General features: G+C 68.9%; 16 protein-coding genes. 6 read left to right on the top strand and 10 right to left on the bottom strand.

What is annotated here, in order from left to right:
• Positions 1 to 5 precede the first annotated feature (5 nt).
• From LV75_RS08405 to LV75_RS08370, 8 genes are all read right to left on the bottom strand, one after another.
• The gene (locus tag LV75_RS08405) at positions 6 to 986 is read right to left on the bottom strand and encodes a C40 family peptidase (RefSeq protein WP_253886225.1); all 981 of its coding nucleotides are present in this window, start codon (positions 984 to 986) and stop codon (positions 6 to 8) included.
• 7 nt (positions 987 to 993) lie between these two features.
• Complete coding sequence (locus LV75_RS08400; RefSeq protein WP_253886224.1) at positions 994 to 2,037, bottom strand: replication-relaxation family protein; 1,044 nt, start codon at positions 2,035 to 2,037, stop codon at positions 994 to 996.
• A gap of 99 nt (positions 2,038 to 2,136) precedes the next feature.
• Complete coding sequence (locus LV75_RS08395; protein WP_253886435.1) at positions 2,137 to 4,743, bottom strand: type IV secretory system conjugative DNA transfer family protein; 2,607 nt, start codon at positions 4,741 to 4,743, stop codon at positions 2,137 to 2,139.
• A gap of 23 nt (positions 4,744 to 4,766) precedes the next feature.
• Complete coding sequence (locus LV75_RS08390) at positions 4,767 to 6,665, bottom strand: VirB4 family type IV secretion system protein (RefSeq protein WP_253886223.1); 1,899 nt, start codon at positions 6,663 to 6,665, stop codon at positions 4,767 to 4,769.
• Positions 6,665 to 7,867, bottom strand: a complete 1,203-nt coding sequence (locus LV75_RS08385; RefSeq protein WP_253886222.1) for a PrgI family protein — start codon at positions 7,865 to 7,867, stop codon at positions 6,665 to 6,667. Before LV75_RS08385 ends, LV75_RS08390 begins: the two co-directional genes overlap by 1 nt.
• The gene (locus LV75_RS08380; protein WP_253886221.1) at positions 7,864 to 10,071 is read right to left on the bottom strand and encodes a TrbL/VirB6 family protein; all 2,208 of its coding nucleotides are present in this window, start codon (positions 10,069 to 10,071) and stop codon (positions 7,864 to 7,866) included. The genes LV75_RS08385 and LV75_RS08380 overlap by 4 nt, the downstream gene beginning before the upstream one ends.
• Before the next feature lie 160 nt (positions 10,072 to 10,231).
• A complete protein-coding gene (locus LV75_RS08375) occupies positions 10,232 to 10,504 on the bottom strand; it encodes a pilin (RefSeq protein ID WP_308210898.1) in 273 nt (90 codons plus the stop codon).
• A 215-nt stretch (positions 10,505 to 10,719) separates the two neighbouring features.
• Positions 10,720 to 11,733, bottom strand: a complete 1,014-nt coding sequence (locus tag LV75_RS08370; RefSeq protein WP_253886220.1) for a PqqD family protein — start codon at positions 11,731 to 11,733, stop codon at positions 10,720 to 10,722.
• A 544-nt stretch (positions 11,734 to 12,277) separates the two neighbouring features.
• Between LV75_RS08370 and LV75_RS08365 the strand changes: the two genes are divergently transcribed.
• From LV75_RS08365 to LV75_RS08345, 6 genes are all read left to right on the top strand, one after another.
• Positions 12,278 to 13,342 (top strand): hypothetical protein, encoded by a 1,065-nt coding sequence (locus tag LV75_RS08365; RefSeq protein ID WP_253886219.1) that lies wholly within the window; start codon positions 12,278 to 12,280, stop codon positions 13,340 to 13,342.
• The gene (locus LV75_RS08360; RefSeq protein ID WP_253886218.1) at positions 13,342 to 14,484 is read left to right on the top strand and encodes a TRM11 family SAM-dependent methyltransferase; all 1,143 of its coding nucleotides are present in this window, start codon (positions 13,342 to 13,344) and stop codon (positions 14,482 to 14,484) included. Before LV75_RS08365 ends, LV75_RS08360 begins: the two co-directional genes overlap by 1 nt.
• Positions 14,420 to 15,004 carry a DNA cytosine methyltransferase gene (locus LV75_RS08355; protein ID WP_253886217.1) on the top strand — a complete coding sequence of 195 codons (585 nt, stop codon included), beginning with the start codon at positions 14,420 to 14,422 and terminating at the stop codon, positions 15,002 to 15,004. The genes LV75_RS08360 and LV75_RS08355 overlap by 65 nt, the downstream gene beginning before the upstream one ends.
• Before the next feature lie 87 nt (positions 15,005 to 15,091).
• Positions 15,092 to 15,370 (top strand): helix-turn-helix domain-containing protein, encoded by a 279-nt coding sequence (locus LV75_RS35840; RefSeq protein ID WP_372504150.1) that lies wholly within the window; start codon positions 15,092 to 15,094, stop codon positions 15,368 to 15,370.
• Between the two features lie 112 nt (positions 15,371 to 15,482).
• A complete protein-coding gene (locus tag LV75_RS08350) occupies positions 15,483 to 16,685 on the top strand; it encodes a tyrosine-type recombinase/integrase (protein WP_253886216.1) in 1,203 nt (400 codons plus the stop codon).
• A gap of 173 nt (positions 16,686 to 16,858) precedes the next feature.
• Positions 16,859 to 20,767 (top strand): restriction endonuclease, encoded by a 3,909-nt coding sequence (locus LV75_RS08345; protein ID WP_253886215.1) that lies wholly within the window; start codon positions 16,859 to 16,861, stop codon positions 20,765 to 20,767.
• 24 nt (positions 20,768 to 20,791) lie between these two features.
• Here the strand turns inward: LV75_RS08345 and LV75_RS08340 are convergent, their stop codons facing one another.
• Together LV75_RS08340 and LV75_RS08335 are read right to left on the bottom strand one after the other, a co-directional pair.
• Entirely contained in the window at positions 20,792 to 23,263 is a 2,472-nt protein-coding gene (locus LV75_RS08340; protein ID WP_253886214.1) for a hypothetical protein, read from the bottom strand.
• A complete protein-coding gene (locus tag LV75_RS08335) occupies positions 23,251 to 24,993 on the bottom strand; it encodes an NACHT domain-containing protein (protein WP_253886213.1) in 1,743 nt (580 codons plus the stop codon). The genes LV75_RS08340 and LV75_RS08335 overlap by 13 nt, the downstream gene beginning before the upstream one ends.
• Between the last annotated feature and the right edge of the window lie 498 nt (positions 24,994 to 25,491).

The raw sequence follows: 25,491 nt of genomic DNA, 5'->3' as shown, positions 1-25,491 counted from the left end.
AATCGCTAGTTGGACGGGCGGGTCGCTCCGGCGTAGTCGTCGCCGTTGTAGCGGTAGGGTTCGATCTTGACGACTTGGCCGAAGTCGGGTGCGTCGATCATGAGGCCGCCGCCGAGGTAGAGGCCAACGTGGTGGATCTTGGTGGGTGTTCCGTAGAAGACGAGGTCGCCGGGCAGGAGCGGTTGCCCGTCGGGGACGCGTGGTCCGGCGTGGTACTGGGTGTCTGCGGTGCGGGGCAGGGTGATTCCGGCGGCGGCGTAGGCGGCGGTGGTGAGGCCGGAGCAGTCGAAGCCCGTGTCGCCTCGGGAGGGGCCGTTGCCGCCCCATTCGTAGGGCAGTCCTCGTTGTCCGCAGGCGTAGTTGATCGCGGCGAGCGCGGCGGGGTTGGGGGCTTGGATGGCGTCGCAGTCACCGACGCCGGTGTCGCCGGTGTCGCCGAGGATGGCTTGGGTGTAGAGGGCGGCTTGGGCGAGGACTTTGTCGACGTAGCGGTCGTCGTGGTTGTAGGCGAAGACGGCGGCGCGGAGGTCGCCTTGGCGGGCTCCGTTGTCGCAGAGCAGGAACGCGGCGGCGTGGATGGCGTCGCTCGGGTTGTACCTGGATGGCGGCGTGGCCCCACCTGCGGGCAGTGGGTGCGCGGCGACGACGCCGGCGAAGGTCGAGGCGAGGAACTGCATCGGGCTACCAGCGCCTGCGGAGTTCTCGCCGTCGCGGACGCCGGGCAGGGTGGAGCGACCGTGGTCGGTCTCGGCCTTGCCGATCGCGGCCAGCACGGTCCAGGGCAGGCCGGGGCAGTCGGGGGCGGCGGTGACGTAGAGCTGGCAGTAGTCGGGTGGGATGTCGGCGATCGGCGTGGAGCACTTGGCCAGGGTGATGGTGTCCGAGCCGCCGAAGATGGCCGAGAGCACCCCGGCGACACCGGCGCCGGGCAGGGCGATGATGAGCAGCAGGACTGCGGCGGCGGTGAGGACCAGCTTGGTGGGCATCGGCGTCTCACCGCCGACCCGAACGGCCACGCACCACGGGCGGCATCGGGGGCGGTGCGGGCACCATCGCGAGCGGCACGCCGGCGCCGAGGGCGGTGTCGCCGGTCGGGCTGACCGGTGGGGGAAGGTGAGGCCACGCCTCGGTCAACCCCGCCAGTCCGCGTCGGATGCCGCCCGCGGTGGTGTCGAGAGGGAGCCAGACCTCGTCGGCGGGACCAGGGTGGGCAGCGGTCGGGTCGAGGAGTTCTGCTGCGGCGGTGGCGACGGGCACCGAGGCCGGGTCGTCGAGCCCCCGCCACGCCGCGGCCAGGGCACGGCGGGCACCGGCCTCTCGTCGGGAGGTCGGCACCCACACCAGCAGCGGGGTGGTGATCCCGCTGGCCTGTGCGAGGGCTGCGTACCCGGCGAGTTTCCCGGCCAGCTTGCCCAGGGGTTCGGTGCCGGTGTCGTACTCCAGGAACCACTCGATCTCCCGGCCCGCCTGCTGCCAGCGGCCGTAGCCGTCGGGGCGGACCAGGTCCCCGAAGTGGCGGGCACAGCGCCGTTCCGACCACCACGCCGCTAACGCGGTGTCGTCGCCGCTGGTGTGGCGGGCGTAGGCGACCAGGGCGGTGTGCCAGCCGTTGACGCCGGTGATGTGGGCCAGGCGCAGGCTGTGGGCGACGCCGAGGACGCGGTCGTGGCGGTAGCCGAGGTCCTTGACCTCCATGCCGTCCTCCGCGGCCAGCACTGCCGCGCCTGCGGGGGCGAGGACGTAGTGCATGGGTGAGCTGCCGGTGGTGACGAACGGCTGGAAACGGTCCACGACGCCGAGCAGGAACAGCTCGCGGAGCCGGATGCGCGCGGTCCGCGGACCGGCGAAGGCCAACTCGGTCAGCTGGTGGGTGGTCAACACGCGGTGTTCCCACAGCATCCGGCCGAGCCACTTGTCGCGTGGGGTCATCCGCCACGCCAGCATCGCCCGGTGCTCGGCGGTGTTGGCGGCGCGAGGTGTGGGGCGAGTGGGTTGGTGGCCGCGCAGGGCGCGCTGCTGGGTGGTGTTGGTGATCATGAGTCGACCTCCTGGTGGGCGCGGTGAAGCCGCCCGCGGGCATGGGGGTGCGCCGGGCGAGCGGGGCGGGCTGGGCGGTGTGGTGTGGTGGTGGCTTGGTCAGCGAGCTCGGCGCGGGTCGCTGCTCGGCGGGCGGGTGGTCCGCTCGGTCCGGTCGGCCGGGTGGGGCGGCGCGGTGGGTCGTCGAGGAGGCTGGCCGCTGTCCTTCACGGAACCGTCCGAAGCGATCGCCGTCTGGTGGGGTCGGGTGGTGTTGCGGCGTGCCGCCGCGCGGATCTCGCGGGCGCGGCCGGGGATGGCGGGTGGGAGGGGTTGGGTGAGCAGGGTGAAGGGTTGGGTTTGTTCGCCGTGCAGGACCAGGCGGGCGGCGGCGTGGTAAGCGCCGAGGTGGGCGAGGTCGTGGTCGGTCAGCCGCGGGGCGGTGTGGCGGGCGAGGTCGCGGGCGTCCTCGGGGCCCGCGTTGAGGATGATCTTGTTGCGGGCGTTGGTGGAGATGCCCTCGCGCAGTTCGCGGTGGAGTTGGGCGAGGTGTTGGTTGGCGTAGACCATGGCCAGCCGGTATCCCCGAGACTCGGCGAGCATGTCCTCGATGGGGTAGGGCAAGTTCAGGAAGTTGTGGAACTCGTCAATGACCAGCGACGCGTCGCGGCGGAGTCGTTGGGGTATGCGGGCGCGGGCGGTGGCGGCCTGCCAGGTACGGGCCACCACCAGCGATCCAACGAGGCGGGTGGTTTCCTCGCCGAGGGATCCTTTGGGGATGCGGACGAGGCAGATGCCGCCGTCGAGGATCTCGCCCATGTCCACGGTGGAGCGTCCACCCGCGATCGCGTCGCGCACGAACGGCCGCAGCAAGAAAGCCCTCAGCTTGTTCATCAGTGGACTGATGACCTGGGAACGGGTCGAGTCGGTCAACTCCTCGTACCAGGACCAGAAACCCCGTAGCACCTGGTCGGTGACGCCTGCGGTGACCCGGCTCCGGAACGCGCTGTCCGCCAACAGCTTCGGGAGGTCGGCGAGGGTGGCGACGCCTTCCTGGGTGCGCAGGGTCAGGCAGGCCGCGCGCATCACGTCGTCGGTGCGGGGTCCCCAGAAGGCGGAGTAGACGCGGCGGAACACGCTGACCAGGTTGTCCACGGTCACGTCCGTCTGGCCGCCGTCGAGGGGGTTGAGGCAGGGCGGTGGGTAGCGGCTGTCGGCGTCGAAGACGACGACACGGTCGGCGACCGAACGGGGCAGGCGCGCGAGCACGTCAGTGACCAAGTCGCCTTTGGGGTCCACGAGCACGATGCCGCGGCCCGCCTCGGCATCGGCGAGGATCATGTTTCCCAGCAGGGTGCTCTTGCCCGAGCCGGTCGCGCCGAGGACGTGGAGGTGGTGGCGGGCGTCGGCCACGCGCAGCGCGACGGGGCGTTGGTGGCCGGTGTCGGTGATGCCGAGGGGTTTGGCGTCCGGTCCGGGGGTGACGATGCCGGGCGGGGGCGCGACGGCGCGGGCTCCGGCGCGTTGAATGCCGGGGATGGCCTCGTCGGTGGGCAGGTGGGCGATCGCGGCCAGCTCGGGCACCGACAGCAGGTCGCCGCGCCCAAGTTGCCGGTAGTCGATCACCGTGCCGGGGTGGCGCAGGCGGCAGCGGGTGTAGTGGTTGTGTTCGGTGTAGGAGGCGAAGCTCGCGGCGAGGGCGTGGGCGCGTCCGCGGGCGACCTCGCGCGCTTGGCGCAGCTGGTCGTCGTCGGTGTCGGCGGGCAGGAGGGTCGCCACGGCGTAGCGCACCACCGTCTCGAACTGACTTCCTCGCTGCTTGGCGACGATGGCACGGTTCTGCGCGCTGTATTCCAGCGAGGTCTGTGGGTCGGTGTGCAGCGCCCCGGCTGCTGTGCGTGCCGAGGCCGGGCGGCGTGACCGGTGTCGGGCGCCGGGGGTGATCAGGTCGAGCAGGCGACCGACCAGCCGGGTTGAGCCTCCGGTGTGGACGTGGCGGGCGGCGCGACGAGCGCGTTGGACGCGTCGGCCGGTGACCGGGCGCGCCAGGATCTGCACGCAGGCGTGGTCGTCGCGGCCGAGGCCGACCGGCGCGCCGAGCAGGGCGCGGATCGGGTCGGCGTCGAAGTCCGACCGGATCGGCAGCGCCTCCGGCCTCGCGAGGCGGAGTTCGCCGCCGACCACCAGCCGCCGCTGCCCCTCGCCGGGTGCGGGCAGGGGCGGTTCGGCGCGGCCGACGCGGGTGTGCGCGCCGGGCCACGCCGCCTCGACCGCGCGCTCGACCAGCCCCGGCGGGATGACGCCAGGTACCCACAGCCGGATCGCGACCCCGGCCTCGGAAAACACGTACTCGCACGCCACATGCGGCTGCCCGGTGAACGCTCGCCGCCACCCCGGCCGCAGCAGGCCGACGAGGTTGGACCACAGCGCGGCACCGCCCGCGGGGTCCGCGGTGGGTGGGGCGAGCACGGTGACCTGGCGGGCGTCGGCGAGCAGCAGCTCGTGGCAGCGTCGCTGCCACCGACGCCACCCGAGCACGATCGCCGTGACCAAGGCCGCGAGTACGGGCACCGCGATCGGCCCCCACGTGATGGCGAGGTCGCGGAGTCGGCCCAGCACCGCGGTGAACTCGCCACCCGGGTCACGCAGGTAGTCCTCCACCCACCCCGACGCCGACACCGTCGTCGAGAGCGGCTCGGAGATACGCGACGACGGGCCACCGACCATGGCCCCGGACGCTGGGTGCGGGCTCATGCGGTGCCCAGATCGATCGGGGTGTCGTCGCTGTCGAACCCCTCGTCGTCGCCGAGGTCGACGAACATGTCCTCGGCGTGGTGGGTGTCGGGGTGGGTGGCGAGTTCGGCGGGGTTGCTGGTGACCAGGTCGTGCTCGGTCGGGGAGGCGATGGCCTGGAACGCGACCCGCTGAGTCCCACTGGACAGCAAGCCCTGGCCGCGATCAGCCGAGAGCAGGAACGCTCGCTCTCCGGCGGAGAGGTCGAACGCGCGGCCGACCTCGTCGATGGCCTGCGGCGCTTGGCGCAGCAAGACCTGGGTGGCGGCGTTGGCCACGATCGCCTGGCCCAGCTCACTGCCGAGCAGATCCGGGGTGTCCTGGGTGGCCACGGTCACCCCGGCCCAGTGTTTGCGGCTGGACTTGGCCATGCGAAAGAGAAACTCCGCACCCGCCCGCTGCTGCATCAGCAGCCATGCCTCGTCCACCACGACCAGCCGCGGACGCCGAACGGCCGGGTTGGACACCCGACGCCACACCGCGTCCAACACCAGCAGCGTGCCAGCACCCTTCAACTCGTCGGGAAGGTCCCGCAGGCTGAACACCGTGAGGTGTCCCTCCGGGCTGGTGCTGGTCGGGCCGTCGAACAGCTGCGCGAAGGCCCCGTCCACGTAGGGGTGCAGGCGGGCGGCGAGCTCGGCCGCGGACCGCTCACCGCCCTGCCTGGGCTCGGCGAGCCGGTCGCGCAGGTCGCGCAGGGTTGGGGAGGGTCTGGTCCAGGTGCGGGGGTCGGCGGTGATGCCGACGGACTGGTAGGTCGCGGCGATCGCCCGGTCCAGCGCCGCCCGCTCGCCCGCCTCCAACTCCTGTCCGATGAGGACGGCGATCACCGTGTGCAGGAACAGGCTGCGCCGCGTGAGCGCGTCCTTGGGCGCGGTCCGCCGCCCGTCGGCACGGGTGTGGATGGGCAGGTCGAACGGGTTCAACCTGACGCCTGGGGCGCCGAGGTGGACGTAGGTGCCGCCGACCGCGCTCGCGAGGCGGGCGTATTCGTCTTCGGGGTCGATGACGGCGATCTCGATGCCCCGGTAGAGGCTGCGCAGGAGTTCGAGTTTGACGAGGTATGACTTGCCGGCCCCGCTCCGGCCGAGGATCACGCTGTTGTGGTTGTGCATCCCCTCGCCGAACCGGTCCCAGTGCACCAATCCCTGGCTGCCGATGTTGTAGCCGTAGAGCACCCCCGACGGCGCGGCCACGGAGGTGGGGTCAGGCGCGGGCAGATCCGGGCTGGTGAACGGGAACGACGCGCCCAACGCGGCGGTGTCGAACGTTCTGCGCATCCCGATCAGGTCCAAGCCCATCGGCAACGTCGACACCCAGCCCTGCAGAGACCGGTAAGTGGTGTGCTTGGCGTCCAACAACAACGACGCGCACAGCGAGCGCAGCGCCGCGACCTCGTCGGCCAAGGTCTTCTCGGTGGCGGCGTGGATGGTCAGGTACAGCCCGACCCGGAACAACCTCCCCTCACCGCGGGCCACCCGGGAGGACAGGTCGTAGGCGTCCTCGGTGGCGGCCTCGACCCGCGGGTCGAACAATCTGCCGTGCTCGGCGGTGTGACGTCGCCCGGCCTCGAGTTTCGCCAGTTGCTTGCGCAGTCGGTCGGCGGCGGTGGCCGGGTCGATCGGCTCGATGTGGACGGACACGTCCAGGCGACCGGGGTAGGTCAGCAGCGGCGCCAGCCACCCCGGGTGCACCTCACGCGGGAAGCCGACGACGGCGAACGAGCTGACCCACTCGCCGCCGACCTCCAGGTGGCGGGCGGCGACGGAGAGGGCGTCGGGGGTGAACGCCGCGGCTCCGGGCGCCGCGGCCGTCGAGGCTTTACGGCGGGGAGTGCGGTGTGTGCGGGTGCCCATCAGGAGCGCCTCCTCTCGTCCTCGAAGTCCTCGTCGTAGTCCCAGTCGCCGCCCTCGTCGCGGGCAGCCATCCGGGGGTCGTGCTGGGGGACGGGGTCGCGGTCGTCCTCGACGAACCACGCGGTGGGGGTGGTGGTGATGACCTCGTCGGCGCCCGCCAGCTCGGCCGACGGGGGCAGCAGACTGTCCGGGTTGCACGCCGAGGCCAGCACCGAGGTCACCTGCCCGGCGTCCAGAGGTGTCACCACGATGCCCGCGGGGGACAGCAGCTCGACGGCCTCGCCGAGGCGACGCACCAGACGCGTCTCCGCCGCCCGCCGGGCCCCGATGTCGGCCTGCCCGCTCGTGGTCTTGCGGCGCTTGCCGGACATCGCGGCGAGCACGGCCAGCGGCCCGGGGCCACCCAACCCGTCGGTCGGCCCGGTGGGGCCGAGGGGTTCGCGCAGCACGAGCAGTACTTGCCTGCGGAGCAGGTCGGACTGTCGCCCGAGGTGGACGAGGTAGTCGGCGTGCTCGATCGCCGCGGCCTCCAGAGCGGGGTGCGGCAACCCACCGGACCTCGCGTGGAGCTCGGCGATCTGCGCGGACAGGTCCAGCCGCTCGGTCCGCACGAGGATCTGCACCGGGGCGGTCAGGGAGTGCAGGTACCGCCCGAAACTCGCGACGAGCGCCTCCTGCTCGGCCGCGGTCCGCAGGGCGAAGTTGACCGTGCTGGCGACCGCGACCACCGCCAGGCCGTCGGCGCCGAGGTCCACGACACCGGCTTCGGTGACCGACTCGGCGGGAAGCCGCAACGCCGAGGGCGACACCGGCTCATCCGACGGCGGTGCTCCGCGACCGGCGCGCTTTCCCGCGCCCTCTGTGGTGGCGTTGGTGGTGGTGAGCCAGGCGGGTGCTGGCCGTACCCCCTCGGGCGCGGCGACTCGGTGGCGCGGGGCGAGGCGCTGGCGGATCGCGGCGAGGAGCAGGATGTCCATCGGGACCCCGTCGCGGCGGCCGAGGGCGAGCATCGCCGACGCGGCTCCGACCGGGACGGCCACGGCCAGGAACACCGGCAACGGCACCAAGGCGCGGGTCGCGGCCCACAGCAGGTAGAGCGCGGCCCCGGCGGTGGCGAGGATCGCGAGTTGGCGGGCGGTCAGCGGGCCGAGGACACGGTCGTGCATGTCCACATCGGCCGGGATGCGCACAGGCGCGGTCATGGCTTACCTCCAGGCTTCGGGGTGGTGGGCCGCGCAGCTGGTGGTGGAACAGGCGGCTGCGGCGGTGGTGGGGTGAAGCGCGGCGGGGTCGGCGGCTTGGGCAGGTCCAACGGCAACCGCAGCTGCTTCCCGGCGCGTGGCGCCGGGCGCGAGGGTCCGGGCGGTGCCGGTGTGGGCGGTGCCGGTGGTGCGGCGGGAGTGCGCCGCACCCCGTCCAGCGGGAGCGGGTACTGCCCCGTGCTGGTCGGGCGAACACCCTTGTGGGGGTCGAAGGGCAGCTCCGGCTGCACGACTCGAGGACGCGGTGCCGGTGCCTTCGGAGGTACCGGTGCTCGCGACGGGCCGGGTGCTGGAGGTGGCACTCGCCGCACCCCGTCCAGTGGGAGCGGGTACTGCCCGGTGCTGGTGGGGCGGACGCCCTTGTAGGGGTCGAAGGGCAGCTCGGGCTGCGTCGCACGGGACCGACGAGCGGGCGACGTGGGCGGAGCCGGTGGGGGCGGTGTCGGACCGAGTGGGCGGGGTACTCGACGCACGCCGTCCAGTGGGAGCGGGTATTGCCCGCTGCTGGTCGGGCGGTTGCCCTGGTACGGGTCGAATGGCAACTCCGGCTGCCTCGCACGCTTCCTGGCCGCGCGGGGAACACCCGGGTCGGCAGCCGGGGGCGGGGCGGGCGACGGGGGTGTGGGCTGGACGTCCAGGGGCAGTCGGTACTGGCCGTCGCGGCCGAGGACCGGCTTGTTCTCCGGCCAGTCCTCGCCCAACGGCAACGCCAGCTGACGCCCCTGGCCTTTGCCCGGGGCGGCGGGTGTCGCCGTCGGCGTGGGCGTCTTCTTCGCGGTGGTCGGGTGGGTGCGGCGGACACCGGGCAAGGGCAACATCAGCTGACCGCCCGGGGTGGCGCGCGTGGACTTGTACGGGTCAAGCTGGCCGTCACCGCCTGCGTCGCCGCGGCCCCCGTTCTTCGGGGTGCCGGTCGAGCGGGGTCCTCGCCGCCCGCCACCTCCGCCTCCCCCGAGCAGGCCGAAGGTCTTGTAGGCGAGGAAGCCCTTGACGAGCCCGCCGATCAGGGACCGGCCGCCTCCGCCGCGGATGGATCCGAGTACCCAGAACGGGATCTTGAACAGGATGTACATCAACGCCAACGCCACGAGGAGGTTGACCAGCCCGGACACGGTCGGTCCGAAGACCGTGAACCCACCCGGGGCCAGGAAGACCTTCACGCCGGTGATGAGGGTGAGGGATTGTCCGATCTGGATGGCCAGGCAACCGCCGTAGGCTTTCCACCACCAGTAGCCGATGCCCTCGGTCTGTGGGAGGGCGTGGAACATCAACGCCAGCGGCGCACCGCCGATCAACAGGAGGGTGAGGGCGACGCGGACGACGTAGGTGATGAGCAGGGCGATGAGCATCCCGGCGAGGAAAAGACCGATGAAGATGATCCACAGCCCGCCGTTGAGCGACCCGATGACGAGGTTGCGCAGCGTCTGCCCGGCCGTGGTCGCGTCGACCCCACCGCCCATGATCGCGGCCACCAACGCGTTGGCGATCTGGATGCCTTTGGTCGCCACCCACAGCGACAGCGCTCCGGCCAGGAACCCGACCACGAGGCGGGGTGCGAGTTCCTTGATCGAGTGTCGTGTTTGGAGGGTCTGGTAGCTCATCGCGATGACGCCCGCGATGAGCACCAGCAGCCCGTAGGCGATCAGCAGGATCTGCCATGAGTTGTCCCACAGCTCGCCGAGGCGGGGCAACGAGTCCGGCATCGGCGTGGTCAACAACGTGCGCCCCAAGAGATCGAGGAGCGGGTTGAGCGCCTCGGTGACGATGCCCCGAAACAGCGCGTTGATTGCCTCGGTCACGCACGCCACGGGGTCGGTGATCCCGCAGTCGTCCTCCTCCTCACCGCCCTGCCCCGGCTGCCCGGTGCCCGGACCGGGCGCGGGCGTGGTGGTGGCCCCGGGTTGGGGGATGCAGCCCTCACCGGTGCACGGCGGCGTCGACGGTGTGGTCGAGGCGGTCGGGGGCACGGTGCCGCAGACCGGCAGCGGCAGCGACCCGCACGGATCCGGCTCGACCGTGGGAATCGGCAACACAGGCGGCTGCACGACGGCGGCCAGCGACACCCGTGGGCCGCCGTGCGAGTCGGTGCCCGCGGCGGCGAGTGCGGCGACGACGAGGACGAGCAGGCTGACCGTCAACGCCACCAGGGCCCGTGCCCGTGCGGGTCGCGCGAACCGCGTCCGCCGTCGGGGCCGGGTCGTCGGCGGGGCGAGCATGGGCCGATCCGGGGCACCGGTCGGGGCGTCTCGCGTGGTGGTTGTCGGGGTGTGAGATGGCGTGGTGAGGCCGGTGGGGGTCATCGGCTCAGCCCCCGACGATGCCCTTGAGCACCGTCACGACCAGCGGGGCCAGAGCGGCCAGCGCGTAGCCGATCCCGGCGGCCTTGAACGCCTCTTTGGACTTCTCCTGCTCGCCCGGGTCGCCCGCGCCGAACACGCGGCGGACGCCGCCGATGGTGAGGAACACCGTCGCCAGCAACGCGAGGATGCCCATGATCCAGTTGCGGATGTTGGTCAGGACCTCGTCGACGCTGCCCGCGATCGCGAGCACCATCGTGTCCGCGTGCGCCGGCGACACGGACGTGAGAAAGGCCAGCGCGACCAACCCGAGGACCACCGGGCCCCGGCGGCGCGGTCGACCGCGACCGCCGGGCGCCGTCGACGAGGAGTCGGTGCCGCGGGGACTCGGCCGAGTGCGGGTGGGCGACGGGGGAGTCGGTGTCGTGTCAGGACGGTTGCTGATGGCCTCGTGGTCGAGGACGCGGCTGTGTGAGGGAGAAGGGTGGGGTCGGTTCAGGCGCATCGCGACGCTCCCGGAGTCGTGCCCGACAGCGGGTGAGGCTGGGGCGAGGGATTCGCGGGGGTGTGTCTTCTCCCGCGCTTCTCAACTCCGGAAAACCGCTCTCGCGGGGACACGTGGTCGTGAACTTTCTCCGTCCGGGACGTGGTAGCGGTGCGTGATCGCGCTCCCTCGACACTCGGGGGTTCGACCGCGCTGGTGGGACCGGTGCCGTCGGTGACTCGGAGCGTCGGATCGCGGGGAACGTCCTGTGTGGTCGGGGTGTCGCGGGTGTCGGCGAGCAGGTAATCGGCGAGGCGGTACTCGGCCCGCCGACGTGCCTTTCTCACCGCTTGGCGGGACACGTTGCGCAGCGCGGCGGCGTCGGCCAGCGACACGTCCTCGAAGCGGGTGGAGCCGATGAGTTCGGCCTCGGCGGCGGTGATGGCGCCCGCGGCGACCGCGTCCGCGAGGACGAAGTCGGGGTGCCCCGCCGGTGGCGGTGGCTCGATCGACCTGTACCCGTGGCTGAAGGGGATAGGCGCGTCCAACGCCTCACGCACGCACGCGTGACCGGCGCGGTAGGCGGCCCACCGCAGCCGGTTCATGATGCGCGGCCGACGCAGGTCCACTTCGCCGAGTTCGGCGACGAACCCGGCCACCACCGCGCCGTAGATGTCGCTCGGGTCGCCCGCGAACCGCGCCGTCAACTTCGCGCAGATCGAGGTCAACGCGGGCAGCGCGACACCGACCGCGCCGACGGTCCAGGCGCCGCCCTCGGTGCGCGAGAGCAGCACCAGGTGCGCCCACACCGCGTCCCGCAACGTCTGCGGGCACCGGCGCTGCAGCAGCCGGTCGCACACCTCGTCCAGCGGCACCCGCCGCGCGGGGAATCCGGGGAACAGACGGCCGTCGATCGAGACCGGGTGCGGCCCGGTGACCAACCACTCGAACGCCACACGCGCCGCGTCCACGGCGTTCTGGTGGTGCTCGAAACCCGAGCGCGGAATGGACTGACGGGAAGTCATGGGAATCGCTCCTGAAGCGAGTCGGAACAACGACCCGCCCAGGACGCCACCCGGGGTGGTACGAACCTCTTACCGAACTGGTACGGAACTCTTACCGCACAGGTACCGAACCAGTACCAAGATCGCCCAGAAGACACACAAGATCGCCCACCCTGACGTATGTGGATCACATGGGATCGACGGCAAGATCGACGACAGCGACCGCGCGTAACGGTCTAGCTGGGCTTCCGTGGCGCGGTACCAGTTTCGTACCACTCCGGTAATAGCTGTGACGGCACGACCACGCTCGGCAACATGTGTAGACGATCGAGTCCCGTCTCCACCGAAGAGAAATCTTCAAGGCACGAGCGAAGTCCGTTTCGTGGTTCGGGTACCTGCTCTCGCGTACGCGCGGGCACGAGCCTCATCACCGTGAAGGCGGCTGCCGAAAGTCGGCGAAAAAGTTCGCCGACGAGTGTCCCCGGAGAGCGTGTTTTCCGGAGTTGAGAAGTGTCCAAGCGCCACGCCCCGGCAGGCGCAACTCGCCCTCCCGAAGGGACACTTCGTGCCCACCTCCAACCGCCGCGCCCCAAGCCAACGCGACGACGCCACCCACCCCACCGACAACCGCCCCGGCGGGCGCCGAGGCGGAGACCGCCGCCCCTGGCCCACTGCCCCCGACACCACCCGCGTCAGCCCCGCCAAGCCCACCACCGACACCACCCGGACCCGCTCCGCCAAGGCGTCCGCGTCGCCGACCCCGGCAACCGTGTGGCCTACGGGTGCCACGCCGATCCAGCTCGAGAGCGGGTGGCCGGTCGCGCTCGTGGAACGGATCGCACTGTCGTTCAGCGAGCCCGGCGCGCATGTCGTGCTCCTGGCCGAACCCACCCGCGACCACCACCTGCCGCCCGGCTGGATCGGGTCCGACGGGGTGATCGACCACGCCCCCGACACCGACCCGGAGCCCGAGTTGGCCGAGGCTCACGCCACGGTCGAACACCTCGGACGAGTACCGCGCATCGAGCGGCTCCCGGACGCCCGCGCGGTGTCCGCGGGCACGTCGCGCCCGTTCTGGGCAGACCTCGTCACCGACCCCACCCCCGCCACCTCACCCATCCCGCAACCCGACGCGCCCACCGCCACGACAGCCACCTCCGACGGTCCAGACTCGACCGTCGCGACCGCGGACCTGGTCATCGCCAGCTTCCCGCCGGGGCGCCTCGGCGTCCCGCTCGCCGACAGCGCGGCACTGCTCGCGGCCCGGCTGCTGCGGGTCGGCGGCGTCTTCGTCGTGCTCACCCACTGTGACTGGCGCGGCGGCCGGTTGACCGACCCGACCGGGGACGTGGTGGCCGCCGGGCAGACCGCCGACCTGCTCTACCTGCAGCACATCGTCACCCTGCACACCCCCATCCGAATCGGCCGCTTCCTCCGACCCGACCCCGAATCGGACGGCCGAGACCGCACCGGCGGCGGAGCGGAGGAGGGGCACCGCGCCCGTGTCCGCGGCCTGCCCGCACCCCACCGGCGGATCCACTCCGACCTGTTGGTCTTCGCCCAGCCGCACGAGCACCGGCCACCCACCCCGCCGCCCACCGCCGTCTCGCGCGACGGGAGTGCTGCCTGATGACCACCGTGCCCAGCGCCGACCCCGCCCACCACCAGGAAGCCGCGCCCGTGACCCAGGCCCACGCCACCCCGCCCGTCCACGACACCGTCGCCGACCCCGCCGACGAACCGACCCTCCCCATCCCGCGCGACCTCATCAACGCCCTCGACACCCGACACCCCACCACCGACGACCCGGCGGACGACCCGCTCGACGAACGCCCGGAGGCGGTGTCGGTGTGGACGACCGCGCAGACGTCCCCGGTCACGCAACGCAAGAACAAGTACGTGCCCGCCTCGACCGCGCACCCGGCCAAGATGCTGCCCGAGGTCGCCCGCCACGCCATCACCCACTACACCCGGCCCGGCGACCTGGTCCTCGACCCGATGTGCGGCATCGGCACCACCCTCGTCGAAGCCGTCCGCCTCGGCCGCCGCGCCGTCGGCGTCGAGTACAAACCCCACTGGGTCGAGGTTGCGAAAGCGAATCTCGACGGCGCACGGAGCGACGGCGTCGTCCACGACGCGCGGGTCTTCCAGGGCGACGCCCGCCAGTTGGTGACGCTGCTGCCGCCCGAGTACGTCGGCCAGGCGGCGTTGGTGGTGACCTCCCCGCCCTACGGGCCCTCCACCCACGGCCAGGTCTCCGTCGGACCGGGCGAGGGCGTGCAGAAGTACCACCACCGCTACGGCAACACCCTCGACCGCGGCAATCTCGCCAACGTCGGCCACCACCGCCTGCTCGCCGGGTTCACCCGCATCCTGTTCGGACTGCGCACCTTCCTACGCCCCGGCGGGCACATCGCCATCACCATCCGCCCGTGGCGCGAGCACTCCGAGCTCATCGACCTGCCCGCCCAGATCCTCGCCTGCGGCGTCGCGGCTGGACTCATCCCGGTCGAGCGCAACGTGGCGCTACTGGCCCGCGCAGCCGAGACCGACTTCGTCGCCCGCGGCTCGTTCTTCCAACGCGACTTCATCCGCAAACAACGCGAAGCTGGGCTTCCGCTACATCTGATCGCCCACGAGGACGTCCTCGTCTTCCGCACCGCCCTCACCAACACCGACGACACCGCCACGGCGGACAGGACCGGAGATGTTCAGGCGCCCTCGACTCCGGCCGCCGAGACGACACCCGACACACGGTCCCGGTGGACATGAGCCCTGGCGTGAACCGCCCGGAGCACGCCACCACGGCAACAAACCCGCACACCCGACCTGGGTCGAAGACCCAGGTCGGGGGCGAGATCGGTCCTGTGGTCGGATCGTTGTGCACCGGCGCCAGCGGTCGGGACCTGGGAGCGCTGGCCGTGCTCGGCGGACGGCTCGCCTAGATCGCCGACCCCGACCCGCACGTCACCCGAAAGCCCGTTGCCCGGCTGCCCGACGCACCCAACCTCGGGGACCTGCGGCACATCGACTGGGCACAGTCGAGCCCGTCGACGTGCTCACAGGCGGGTTCCCCTGCCAGGACATCTCTGTCGCCGGAAAACGCTCGGGTATCGAGCAGGGAACCCGCAGCGGACTCTGGACCCCCATCAATGCGGCCGTTGGTGTACTACGACTCCGCGCTCGTTCTGGTGGAGAACGTCGCCGCGTTTCGGCGCCAAAATTACTCGGCCTCACTTGCTACCCGATGCCATCGCCTCTAGTGACCCCGCATGTGTCCACTTCGCACTGATGACTCTCCAGGTCACGATCCGCGGTTATGACTCAACTGCCGTGATCCGGGACTTGCGGCCTGATCTTCACCGCCTAAGGGGTTGAGATGTCACGCTCCATCCGTATTTCCAGGGCCAGTCTGAGGCCCTCGATGTCCTCGAATCGCGTCCACCAGCCCCCTTCCAGCCGGGAGGCACCCACGTCGCCGCTGCTGTTCACTGCCGAACAAGCTGCTGCCATGCTGCAGGTGCGGCCATCGTGGCTCCGGCGCAAGGCCGCGGCCCGCGCGGTCCCCTGTCGATATGTGGGCAAACATCTCCGGTTCAGCCACGACGACCTCATCGCCATCATGTCGGCCGCGGCAGCCGGAAACAATGCCACTTGATGCGGCGCACTGCTGGTTTCGCGGCAAGCATCTCTTGACACTGTGGTTGACATTCCCTGCATATGGAGCGTCCATATGCCCATCAATCGCTCCATCCGCGAAATGGTGAACCATGGCTTACGCTGAGAAATGCGGAAAGAACACGTGGCGAGTTCGCTATCCTGCCGATGACGGGACACTCGGATCGATCTCGGGGTTCCCCACGAAAACCGCAGCTCAGAACGCGGCCGACGAGATCAACGTCGACAAGCGGCGAGGCACCTTCCACGACCCGGCGGCAGGCCGCATCACCCTTGCGGAGTGGGCGGTGCCCTGGTTCGACGCGCTCGATGTCGGGCCCAACACCACCGTGCAATACGAAAGTCTGTTCCGCAACCACCTCGAACCCCGCTGGGGCCAGACATCGCTCTCGAGCATCACCGGTATCGGCGTCACCACCTGGGCGAAGAAGAAACGCGCCGAGGGCTACGCCCGATCGACCACGGCCACGATGGTGAAACTCCTGGCGATGATGCTGTCCGACGCCGCCGACGAGAACATGATCATCGCCAACCCCATCCGCCCCAACCGGCGCGGACGCCGCCGACACGAACGCACCATCGAACGCATCTGGACCACACCCGAGAAGGCACTACGCATCGCCCTGCACGCCGCCGCCCTCGGCGGTATCTGGGCAGGGATCCTCGTCCTCACCGCTGCCTGGACCGGCGCCCGCTGGGGAGAACTCCTCGGCCTGCAACGCCACAACCTCAACCTCGACCTCGGCACCCTGACCATCCACCACGACACCGGCGCCCTCCTGGAGATCGGCGGTCACTTCGAACTCGGCCCACCCAAAACCGCCGAGTCCGCCCGCTCCGTCTCCCTCCCCCCGTTCCTCATCGCCCTGCTCACCTACCTGCTCACCACCCATACCCACCCATTCGTCTTCCTCACCCCCGACCACGGCCACCCCCGCCGCTCCAACTTCTCCCGCCGCATCATGCGCCCCGCCGCCGACGGCACCCTCCGCCACCCACGCCACCGACTCCACCTACCCCCCACCGAACCCGGCCTCACCGTCCACGGCCTACGCCACAGCCACAAAACCTGGATGATCGCCGACGGCATCCCCGAAGTAGCCCAAGCCCGCCGCCTCGGCCACCGCGTCCCCGACAAAATCCAAGACATCTACAGCCACGTAGCCCCCGAAGTCGAAACCCGACTCCTCACCAACCTCCAACACCGCTGGGACACCGCACTCGCCACCCTCACCCAACTCGCCACCCACGAGACCGCGCTCGACACCCCACTCCTCCAACTCGCAGCAGCATGACGGTTGCAGTTCGGTAGACCGGGTTGAAGGCGTCGAGCTGGACGGGTCGCGCGGCAGGGGGACGTGTGCTAAGACTCGGGGCCGTCGAAGTCGTTGGAAGCAGGGCCTCGATTCCAACACCATTGGGCTCAATCGTCGACGCTTGACCACGTTGAGTCGACTAAGCTGCGGTGATGGCTGGTAGGCAGAGTCGCAAAGATGTGGAGCCGGGCTTGTTGCCGACTCCCGAGCTGTCGCCAGGTGAGTTCGAGGACTTCACCGAGCGTGTGTTGGGTGCGCATCGGTTCTCTGTCGGACTGGATCGGAAGGTAGCGTCGATTGAGCGGTGGGGACGCCGTGGCGACCGGCAGGATGGTGTCGACTTTGTCGGCCGGTGGAGCGACGGCACGACGGTTGCCTGGCAGTGCAAGCGCTACGCCCAGTTCACAGCCGCGGAAGTTCGCAAGGCAGTGAAGGCGTGTTCCTATCTGGCCGACGAGTACGTCTTGGTCCTCTCAGTCGAGGCTTCCAGCGCTGCACGAACAGCGCTGCGGGCGTTCCCGAGATGGTCGCTGTTGGACCGGCGTGGTCTGAGGCGCATGCTGGATGACGTACCGCTGCATCGGCGTCGTGATGTGTTGGACCGCACCTGGGGGCCGCAGCGGCGCAGAGCACTGCTGGAGGTACCGGGTGAGGACGCGTTTCTGAGTTTAGAGTCCTTTGCCGCAGACCGGGTGGATCCCATGACGGTTCTCAACGATCTCGGGCCGCATTGCGGTAGGCAAGTCGAGTTGGACAGCCTTGCTGAAGCGTTGGCCAGCGCGGATGGTACGAGGCCGGTCGTGGTGGTCAGCGGCCCAGGCGGCCGTGGAAAGACACGGCTGGTCTTGGAGGCGCTTCGGCTGTTCGAGATCGAGAACCCGGAAGTCCCTGTGGTGCTGTCCTCCCCTGGTGGTCGGTTGGACGCGACCGCGATGGCGGAGTTGCCGCACGTGCCCGCTGTGGTGGTCGTGGACGACGCGCATCAGGACCCGGACTCACTCGCGCCGCTGTTCACCTATGTGAGGCGTGTTCCAGGGACAAGGTTGGTGTTGGGGGCACGCCCGATCGGTCTGGATGCTATCCGCGCACAGATCGCGACCGCCCGGTATTCCGCTGGGGATGTGTCGGAGATTGTAGTGGGCGAGCTGTCCAAGAACCACTCTCGCAAGCTGGTCCAGTCGCTGACCGAGGACCTGGGATTGCCATGGTCAGTCACGGAGTACTTCGTAGACCAAGCGGTCCACAGTCCGTACGTCGCTGTAGTCGCGGCAAATCTGATCCGTAGCGGGGAGCTGAGCGGACCCGTGGCCGCGAACGAGTCCCTGAGGGATCAGGTCATGGCTCGGTACCAGGAGTTCGTCGTCGGTGGGGTCGATGATCCTGCTCGCAAGGTGTTGGCTGTGTTCGCCGCGCTTGGTTCGACACCTGAGAACGACGTTGCGGTGCTGGCGGACGTTGCCGAGTTCTGCGGTGTGGGCCAGGCCCGTATGTTTGAGCTGGTTGAACAGTTCCGTGATCGCGGCGTGTTGGTGTCTCATCACGGCGGACTGAGGGTCACCCCCGACGTTCTCGCTGACGCCGTTCTGGACGGCCAAGCATGCACCGGACGCTACGACACCGGACTGGCGCTTAAGCTATGGCGGGCGTTCGGGAGGCAGTTCCAGGGGAAACTACTCACCGAGCTCGCCGCACTCGACTGGAGATTGCGTCGACGTGGCGGTCCTTCTGTCTTCACCGAGGTGTGGGACCAGGTGCGGACTGACATCACGAACACGGATGTCGGTCGTTTGGGATCTGTGCTGGACCGGACGGCGGCGTTGGCCAGCACGCAGCCACACCTGCTGATCGAGGCTTTGGACGAGATCCGCGTACGAACGGTTGATGTGGACTCCGCCGACTCCCACCGGGCTAGGTTGCGTCTGGCCAACCTTTATGCGACGTGCGCCACGGCTGATCACACACTGCTGACGGCGGCGCTGGACGCACTGTGGGACCTGCGCCGCGCTGACTCACGCGCGACCAACAGCGAGCCCAATCACCCCGAACGAGTGATCGCGGACACGCTGGCAAACCTCGGGACATTGACACACCCGGACGCACCGATGACGATCGCGAGCCGAGTAGAAAGCTGGCTCGCTGAGGCGGGCGACTCCCGAGACGTCGTTACCCCACTATTTGCGCTCAAGCCGCTGCTGGCCAAGGACGGTCACACCGCAGAGCAGCAGAGCTCACTGTCGATAGGGTTCACGCCGTACTCAGTCTCTCCCGACTCGGTGCGGCCGGTCCGCAACCGCATCCGCATCATCCTGCGGGATGCTGCAGCAGGAGCCGAGCTGCGGCATGCGGGGGCGGCGGTCGACCTGCTCGGCTACGCGGTCCGACCGCCGCATGGCGGGTTCGGGCGGCAGCCAAGCGAGGCCGAGGTGCTTGCCTGGGAGGACGATGACCTCGCCTCCATCGCCACAATGGCGGAGGCGGCGTCGGCCAGTAACAGCCCGGTCATCCGGCGCTTGATACGCGAGGCCATCGCATTCACGGCGGTACGAGCCCCATCGTTGCCACTGCGTCACGCGGCCCTGACGCTGGTGACCGAACTCGACGAGCGTGGCGACGATCTCGCCGAAGCCGTCGTCGGCTTCCACTATCCGCTCTGCAACCGCCGTGGCGTCCCGCTGCCGACGATCGACGAGCTGAGCTCAGGGACCAATGCCGCGGTGGACGAGGGCGACCAGACGGATGCTGGCGCCGATGGCGCCCCCCAGATGAGTGGCGCAGTCCGCCGACATCACCGTCGACAAGCCGAACTAGCTGCGTCTCGACAACGCGCGGTTGCTGGCTTCATTGCCGATGGAGGCACCATTCGCACTGCGGAGGAGTTCGACACCGTGCTTCGGCAGGTACAGCTCGCGGCACCAGCACGCCATATCAATTCTTGGCTGCTACGTGCCATCGCCGCAGACGAGCCCCAGCTCACATCAGAACTCGTCCGCGACGCAGCAAGATGTCTCCCCGGCCCGCTTGAGGCACAACTGCCGCCCCTGCTTGAGTATTGGAACATGCTGGACTCTGCGGCAGTGCAAGTCTGGATCCAGGATTACGAGACCTTTCCGGTTGAACTCAAAGCAGCTGTCGCCATTGCGTTCACCAGCGGTGGATGGGCGGGCGACGGAGCGTTCCGGCAGGTCCTCGACGCCGGACTCACAGACGATGACATGAACATACGTGACAAGTTCCTGCTCGCCGCCCATCCGCTTCTCGCTTCGGCGCCAACCCAGCACGTGCCGATGTTCATCGAGGCTGGCGTCACCGGCCGGGCTGCGGAACTGCTGCTAGAGCACGCCTGCAACTACGACGGTGATACCTGGGGGCGCCTGCTTGACAAGGCCGATGCCGATGCGGTCCTCGCATTCGGTGGCCACGCCGGGTGGGACAGCTACATTGTGGGCGAGATCGCGGCGGGAATCGCCCGCAACCACCCGGAGATGGTCCTGGACCACCTTGCTGGCCTGGCCACTCAGGGCCTCGGAGCCTCTGCTGAAATCCAATCACTGACTGTCGTGTTCGACCAACACGTCGATGTGCTCGCTAGATGGCTAAGCCACGCGGCATTCGCTGACCCGCAGACGGCCGCGGTCATCGCCGAGATCGTGATTGGCGAAACCATGAGCGCCGAGAAGGCTCACCACTTCGCAGCCGCTGCCGACACCCTGGAATCTGGCCAGGCGCTCGCTCTCACCAGGGCACTTAAAGCGGTGACCATGTGGCCTCTGTATCGGCCCGATCTAGCCCGTCGCCTCATCCGCAGCTGTCGCACCGCCGAATCTTCCACAGTCGAAACCGTTCGCGCCGTCGTCGCCGAGGCAATGCGTCCCCACCCCTGGGGCTTGACAGGAGAGTTTTCCACCAAACTCAACCAGGCTCGCACCAGGACCCTCCACCTCATTGAAACCACATCCGAAAACGACGACCTCCATTGGCCGCTCAGCGCTACTCTGCAATGGCTTGACGACGAGATCGCTCGTATCGCCATGTTCCACCAAGAAGGCGAGCAAGACTGGTAGGTCGGGTACTGGCGTTAGCGCCTGTTACTCATCTGTCCTTCGTGGAGCTTGTCGGCGTATAGTCAGGACAAGTGGGTGCGTACTCGTCCTGGTTTCAAGAAGGATACTTGCAGCTTGTTCTACAAGTGTGTCGAGTAGGGCCTTGGCGCTCGTGTGCTTGCTCGCGTCGTTTCGGCGAACTTTCTCGCTGGGTATGGGAGAGGTCCACTGAGCGATGGGGAACCAGCCGACCAGGTAGATGCCGTGGTCGGTGCCTAGTGTGGCGCAGTAGGGGGCTAGTTGTGTGGCCTGTGAGGTGAGTGTTTTCTCGTGCCATGCTCCTTTGATCTCGAGAGGGATGCTGATGATTCCGCCAGTGGACCCTTTGTGTGGGACGAAGTCGACCTTGATGTCAGGTCGTTCGCCGGAGTCACCGGCGTCGGTGGGGAGGATGACGACTTCGCGGTTGATGACGACTGGGGTGTGAGCGAGCCGGAGGCGTAGTTCGTGGGCCAGGTAAGCGCTGAGGGCGCCTTCGGACTTTGGACGCCAGGTATCGATCTTCGTGCTGTCTTGGTCAGTTTCGGGTTTGGTGCCGTCTCGGTCCCAGAGGAGGTTGCTGTGCGAGGGCAGGTCGTCCTGCACGGCTTGGAGTGCCTCGAGGATCACTGGCACGGCTTGAGCGGCGGTGTTGATGACCCGTCGACGAGGGTCTGCGAGGAGTTGGCTGACTTGGTCGGGCGGGAGGTGCGTGGTGATGGCGGCCTGGGCATTGCGGCGGGCTTGATGAAGCTGGGCTTGCAGGGCGAGCATGGTGGGGTTCGCCCGGGCAAGTTCCGCGAGGCGGTGGACGGCGTCGGCGGTTCCTCGCTTGGCGAGCGCGGAGAGGATGTCGCTGCGGAAGAAGTGGACTTCTTCTTCGGGTGTGACGGCGTGCGCTCCGGCGGAGATAAGGTCGATCTCGGAATTGCTGGAGTTGGTCAACCAGTGGTAGGCGTCGATGAGTTGTGTTTCGTTGAGTTCTGTGAGCAGGGCGCCGCGGCGTAGGTAGTCAGCGCTGTGCAGGGCGAATCTGCTGGCAAAGTCAGGGTCCGCGGCGAGTAGTGGATGCAGGTCGGGCCAGTGGGCGGCGGGATTGGCGGCGAGCATGCTGGTCGCCGCAGTGACGGCTAGTTGCTGGCTGGGGCCCTCTGCCGGGCCGGATCGTTCGGCGACGAGTCGGGTAGCGAGGGCGAGTGTGGCGGGGTCGTGCGCTTGAAGCGGTTGCTGCACGAGGTTCTGCCAACTTGCGAGGGCCGTGTTCCACTGCGGAGGTTGGTCATCGGGGGTGTCCGAGGTCGCGGCCAGTAGTTGATCGGCGGTTGTCCTCGCTAGGTCGGCGAGTATGGGCATCACGCTGGAGGGGAGCTGCGGCAGCCGCACAGTTCGGCCCTGCTCGAGCTGTCGGGCGACGAGCGTTCGCAAGACGTCGGCCAGTTCGCCAAACGCGTGTTGGGCTGCTCGCGCCAAGAGTGCGCCGTCGAGCTTGTGGTGGGTGTGGTTGAAGCGATCGGCTTGGTCGAGGATGACCCCGACCCAGTTCGCCCACCGGTTGTCGGGGATGTCGGTCCAGGCGGTCGCGCTGTGGTCTGTGTCGGCGGCGTGGTCTGGGTCGTGAAGGGAGGTGAACGCGACCATGGCCGCCAGAGCGCGGTTCGTTGTCCCGTGGCCTAGCCAGTCTTCGTGATGGTCGTGTTCCTCGCGTAGGTATGTGGTGGCGGCGTGCCGGAATCGCACGATCCAGTCCTTGTCGCCGCTCCAGATCCGGGCGGCAGGCATCTCGGCCACCCGCCAGCTTGACCACAACTCTCCGCGGAGAGTGTCGGGATCGAACTGCATGTTCGCGACCAACTGGGCGAACACCGAGACTTCCCCTGCGAAAGCCCGATCGAACAAGTCGCGTTGCACGGCGACGAACTTCTCGATCTGCGTGGGATCGACCGTTGGGCCGACGGGAGCTTCAGGAGGTGGTGTGCTGAGCCGTTGCGCCAGCTCATGGAAGGCGTCAGCCAGCGCGGGTGAATGGTTCTTGTGTTTGGCGGCCAGGTCTGCGGCCCAGTCGGCGTCGTCGGAGTACAGCAGGCTGGGGCGACTGCGGTAGGCCAGGCCAGACGGAATGTCGCGCCCGAGACTGTGCGAGCGCCGTCCCCAACCAGACTTGATCTTGTGCGCCCACAGGGAGAGGTTCGTCTGGAAGCGGGTGTGTGCTAGGCGCAGCAGCGATTCGGCGAGCGCCCGACGAAGATCACGGATGTGGTCGGGCTCGGTTCCGTCGACGGCGTTGACACAGGTCAACGAGCCTGGCAGCGGGGTGTTGGAGAATCGACCGAGGCTCCAGAGAAGCATCTCGGCCACACGGTCAAGGTGGTCCCAGGCGCTCGGCGAGTCGAGGAGACGGCAGACCACGGCGGCGATCAGGTCGCGAATGCGGCCAGCACGCTCGACGGTGAGGGCGCCGGGTACCGCTATGCCGTGCACGTCGTCGTCATATAGGTCGTCGTCCTCGATGCCGGGGATGGTGATCGAGACTCCGTGGATTCGAAGGATCTGTTCTGCCCGGGCCAGCAGGGCGGGAAGTTCCTCCTCGCGAACACGGCCAGGTAGCAGCTCGATCTGGTAGGCGAGTGCGCCTTTATAGCGCCGGAAGCGGTGATGCGGAGAAACCGCGACACCTCCGCGAATGTGAGGTGGGCGGGCCACAGTTCACGGAGAAGCATTGCCGCCAGTTCCGATGGCGCCTCGTGTTGACTGCCGTCCCAATCGGGGGTCGGAGGTTGGGAATCGGGTGGGGGCTGCAGTGTGGCCAGGGTGGCGCGGAGCCGGGTGATGGTCACGGCTGCGGGATCCACCGCCATGGCGGCGCTCACGGCCAGTCTGCGTAGCGTGATAGGCCATGCCGGGTCCTCCACGATGTCCAGTAGGAGATCGGCCAGGTCGGGCGAATGAGAGTCGTGGGCCAACCGCAGGGCGAGACGGGCGCGGGCGACATCGGGCCAGTCGCTGGTGTCGTCCACAACGGTGGTGAGGGCCTCAGTGAGCTGTGTACGGAGGCCGGGGTGGGCGAGATCCCAGCGAGTGTGGCGCCAGCTCCGATCGAAGAGTTCGATACGGTCGGCCCGATCGAGCAGCCCATTGACCAGTACCTCGCGCACGCCCGGGTGGGTGATCAGCGCCGTGTGGGCGAGCAAGCCTTCAGGGTCGGCGTGCGCCAGCCACATCGCCTTGGTCGGAGCGTGGGTTAGCAGCCAGGCGGCGGTTTCCCGCAGTCGTTCGGGGATGGCTGCGGTTGGCTCGTCCGCCGCTGTGACCAGGAACAGTTCTTCCAGTTGCAGGCGAGGAATCGGAGCGGGCGCGTGAAGTCGCTCGGCGAGATAGCGGGCAGTGAGAAAGGCAGCGAAGGAGGAGTGGGCAAACTGGGCCGTGAACCGGGTCCGGCTGAACAGCGCGGTCTCCAACGTCTCCCGGACGCGACGACGCGTGACCTCGAAGGTACCTAATCCCGCGGTCTCGTCGGCGCCTACCAACTGCCCGAGGGGCACGGCGACATCGGTCAGCAACCCGTTGTCGTCGACGTGGACCGAGCGGCGGGCGCTGAAGAGCAGATGAGCGGCCACACGCGAGGCGATCGCCACTCGCTGCTGGCGAGTGCTGTCGTCCCACGAATGTGCGCGGTCCGGATCGTGTTCAGCGGCAAGCACTTCCACCCCATGGGTGAACAGGCCCAGGGGAGTCGCGTCGATCGACTCTGACGGTTCGCGGTAGGCGCCCAACAACACCCACAGGGTCAGTGGGACACGCGCCAGCGCCCCAGCCGACGCCGACACGACCCAGTGCAGGAAGTCGTCGACATCGTCTCCGGTGCTCCGAACCAGCTCGGCGGCAGCCCTCCGAGTCAGTGGTGCGAGGTCGCCCACCATGCATCGGCCCAGAGCGTGGCTCAACACTCCCGTAAGTCGGTCCTGGTAGTCCGCCGCTCGACACCCGACCCAGATCCGCAGTCCGCGAGTGTCCTTGCCCTGTAGCCGAGATCTCAACCACTGCGGAAGCTGGTGTAGACACGCGCTTTCATCCAACTGATCAAGCACGATGAGCAACGACACCGGCTCGGCCGACGCCTCGCCGGAACCAGGCTTGATCGGGAGCGCGCCGAGATGGGGACCGAGCCGCGCGTCGACCGCGTGTACGGAGTCCCAGTCGCCTGCGTCCACCCACAAGGTGCCGCTCTCTCCCGGCAAAGGGTCCTCGTTATCGGAGTGAGCACCGGACAACCTGCGGAACTCAGTGCTCTTCCCGGCACCCGGCTCGCCCAGCAGTACCCATCCGCCCCACGCCGCTGCCTCCTCGGGGCGACACCAACCCGACGAGCCCGAATCCGGCTCAAGCAAGAACCCGCTGTCATCGAACCCGAAACTGGGATCCGCGCCCGGAGCATGCTCCTCGGACTGCCCGCCAGACCGTATCCGAACCCACCGGTCGGCATGAACGTCGAACATCGCCTTTGCGGACACACTCCATCATCGCCGACCCTGCCCGTTCCGCTACGACGGAGTACCCAATCGAGCGATCTCAGAGGAACCCTTGTCAGAGCAGGCATTGGTCCGGTGCTGGGCGAGGATCTTGCTCCACCACGGCGCGGCCACTGTCGCCGAACGACGCCGCGCCGTCCACAGGCCATACCCACACGCCGCCGCTTCGCTCGATGTCAT

Source organism: Actinokineospora diospyrosa (assembly GCF_024171925.1).
Classification (GTDB): Bacteria; Actinomycetota; Actinomycetes; order Mycobacteriales; family Pseudonocardiaceae; genus Actinokineospora; species Actinokineospora diospyrosa.
Note: the sequence above shows the minus strand (reverse complement) of the source record. Positions and strands in the feature narration are given on the sequence as shown.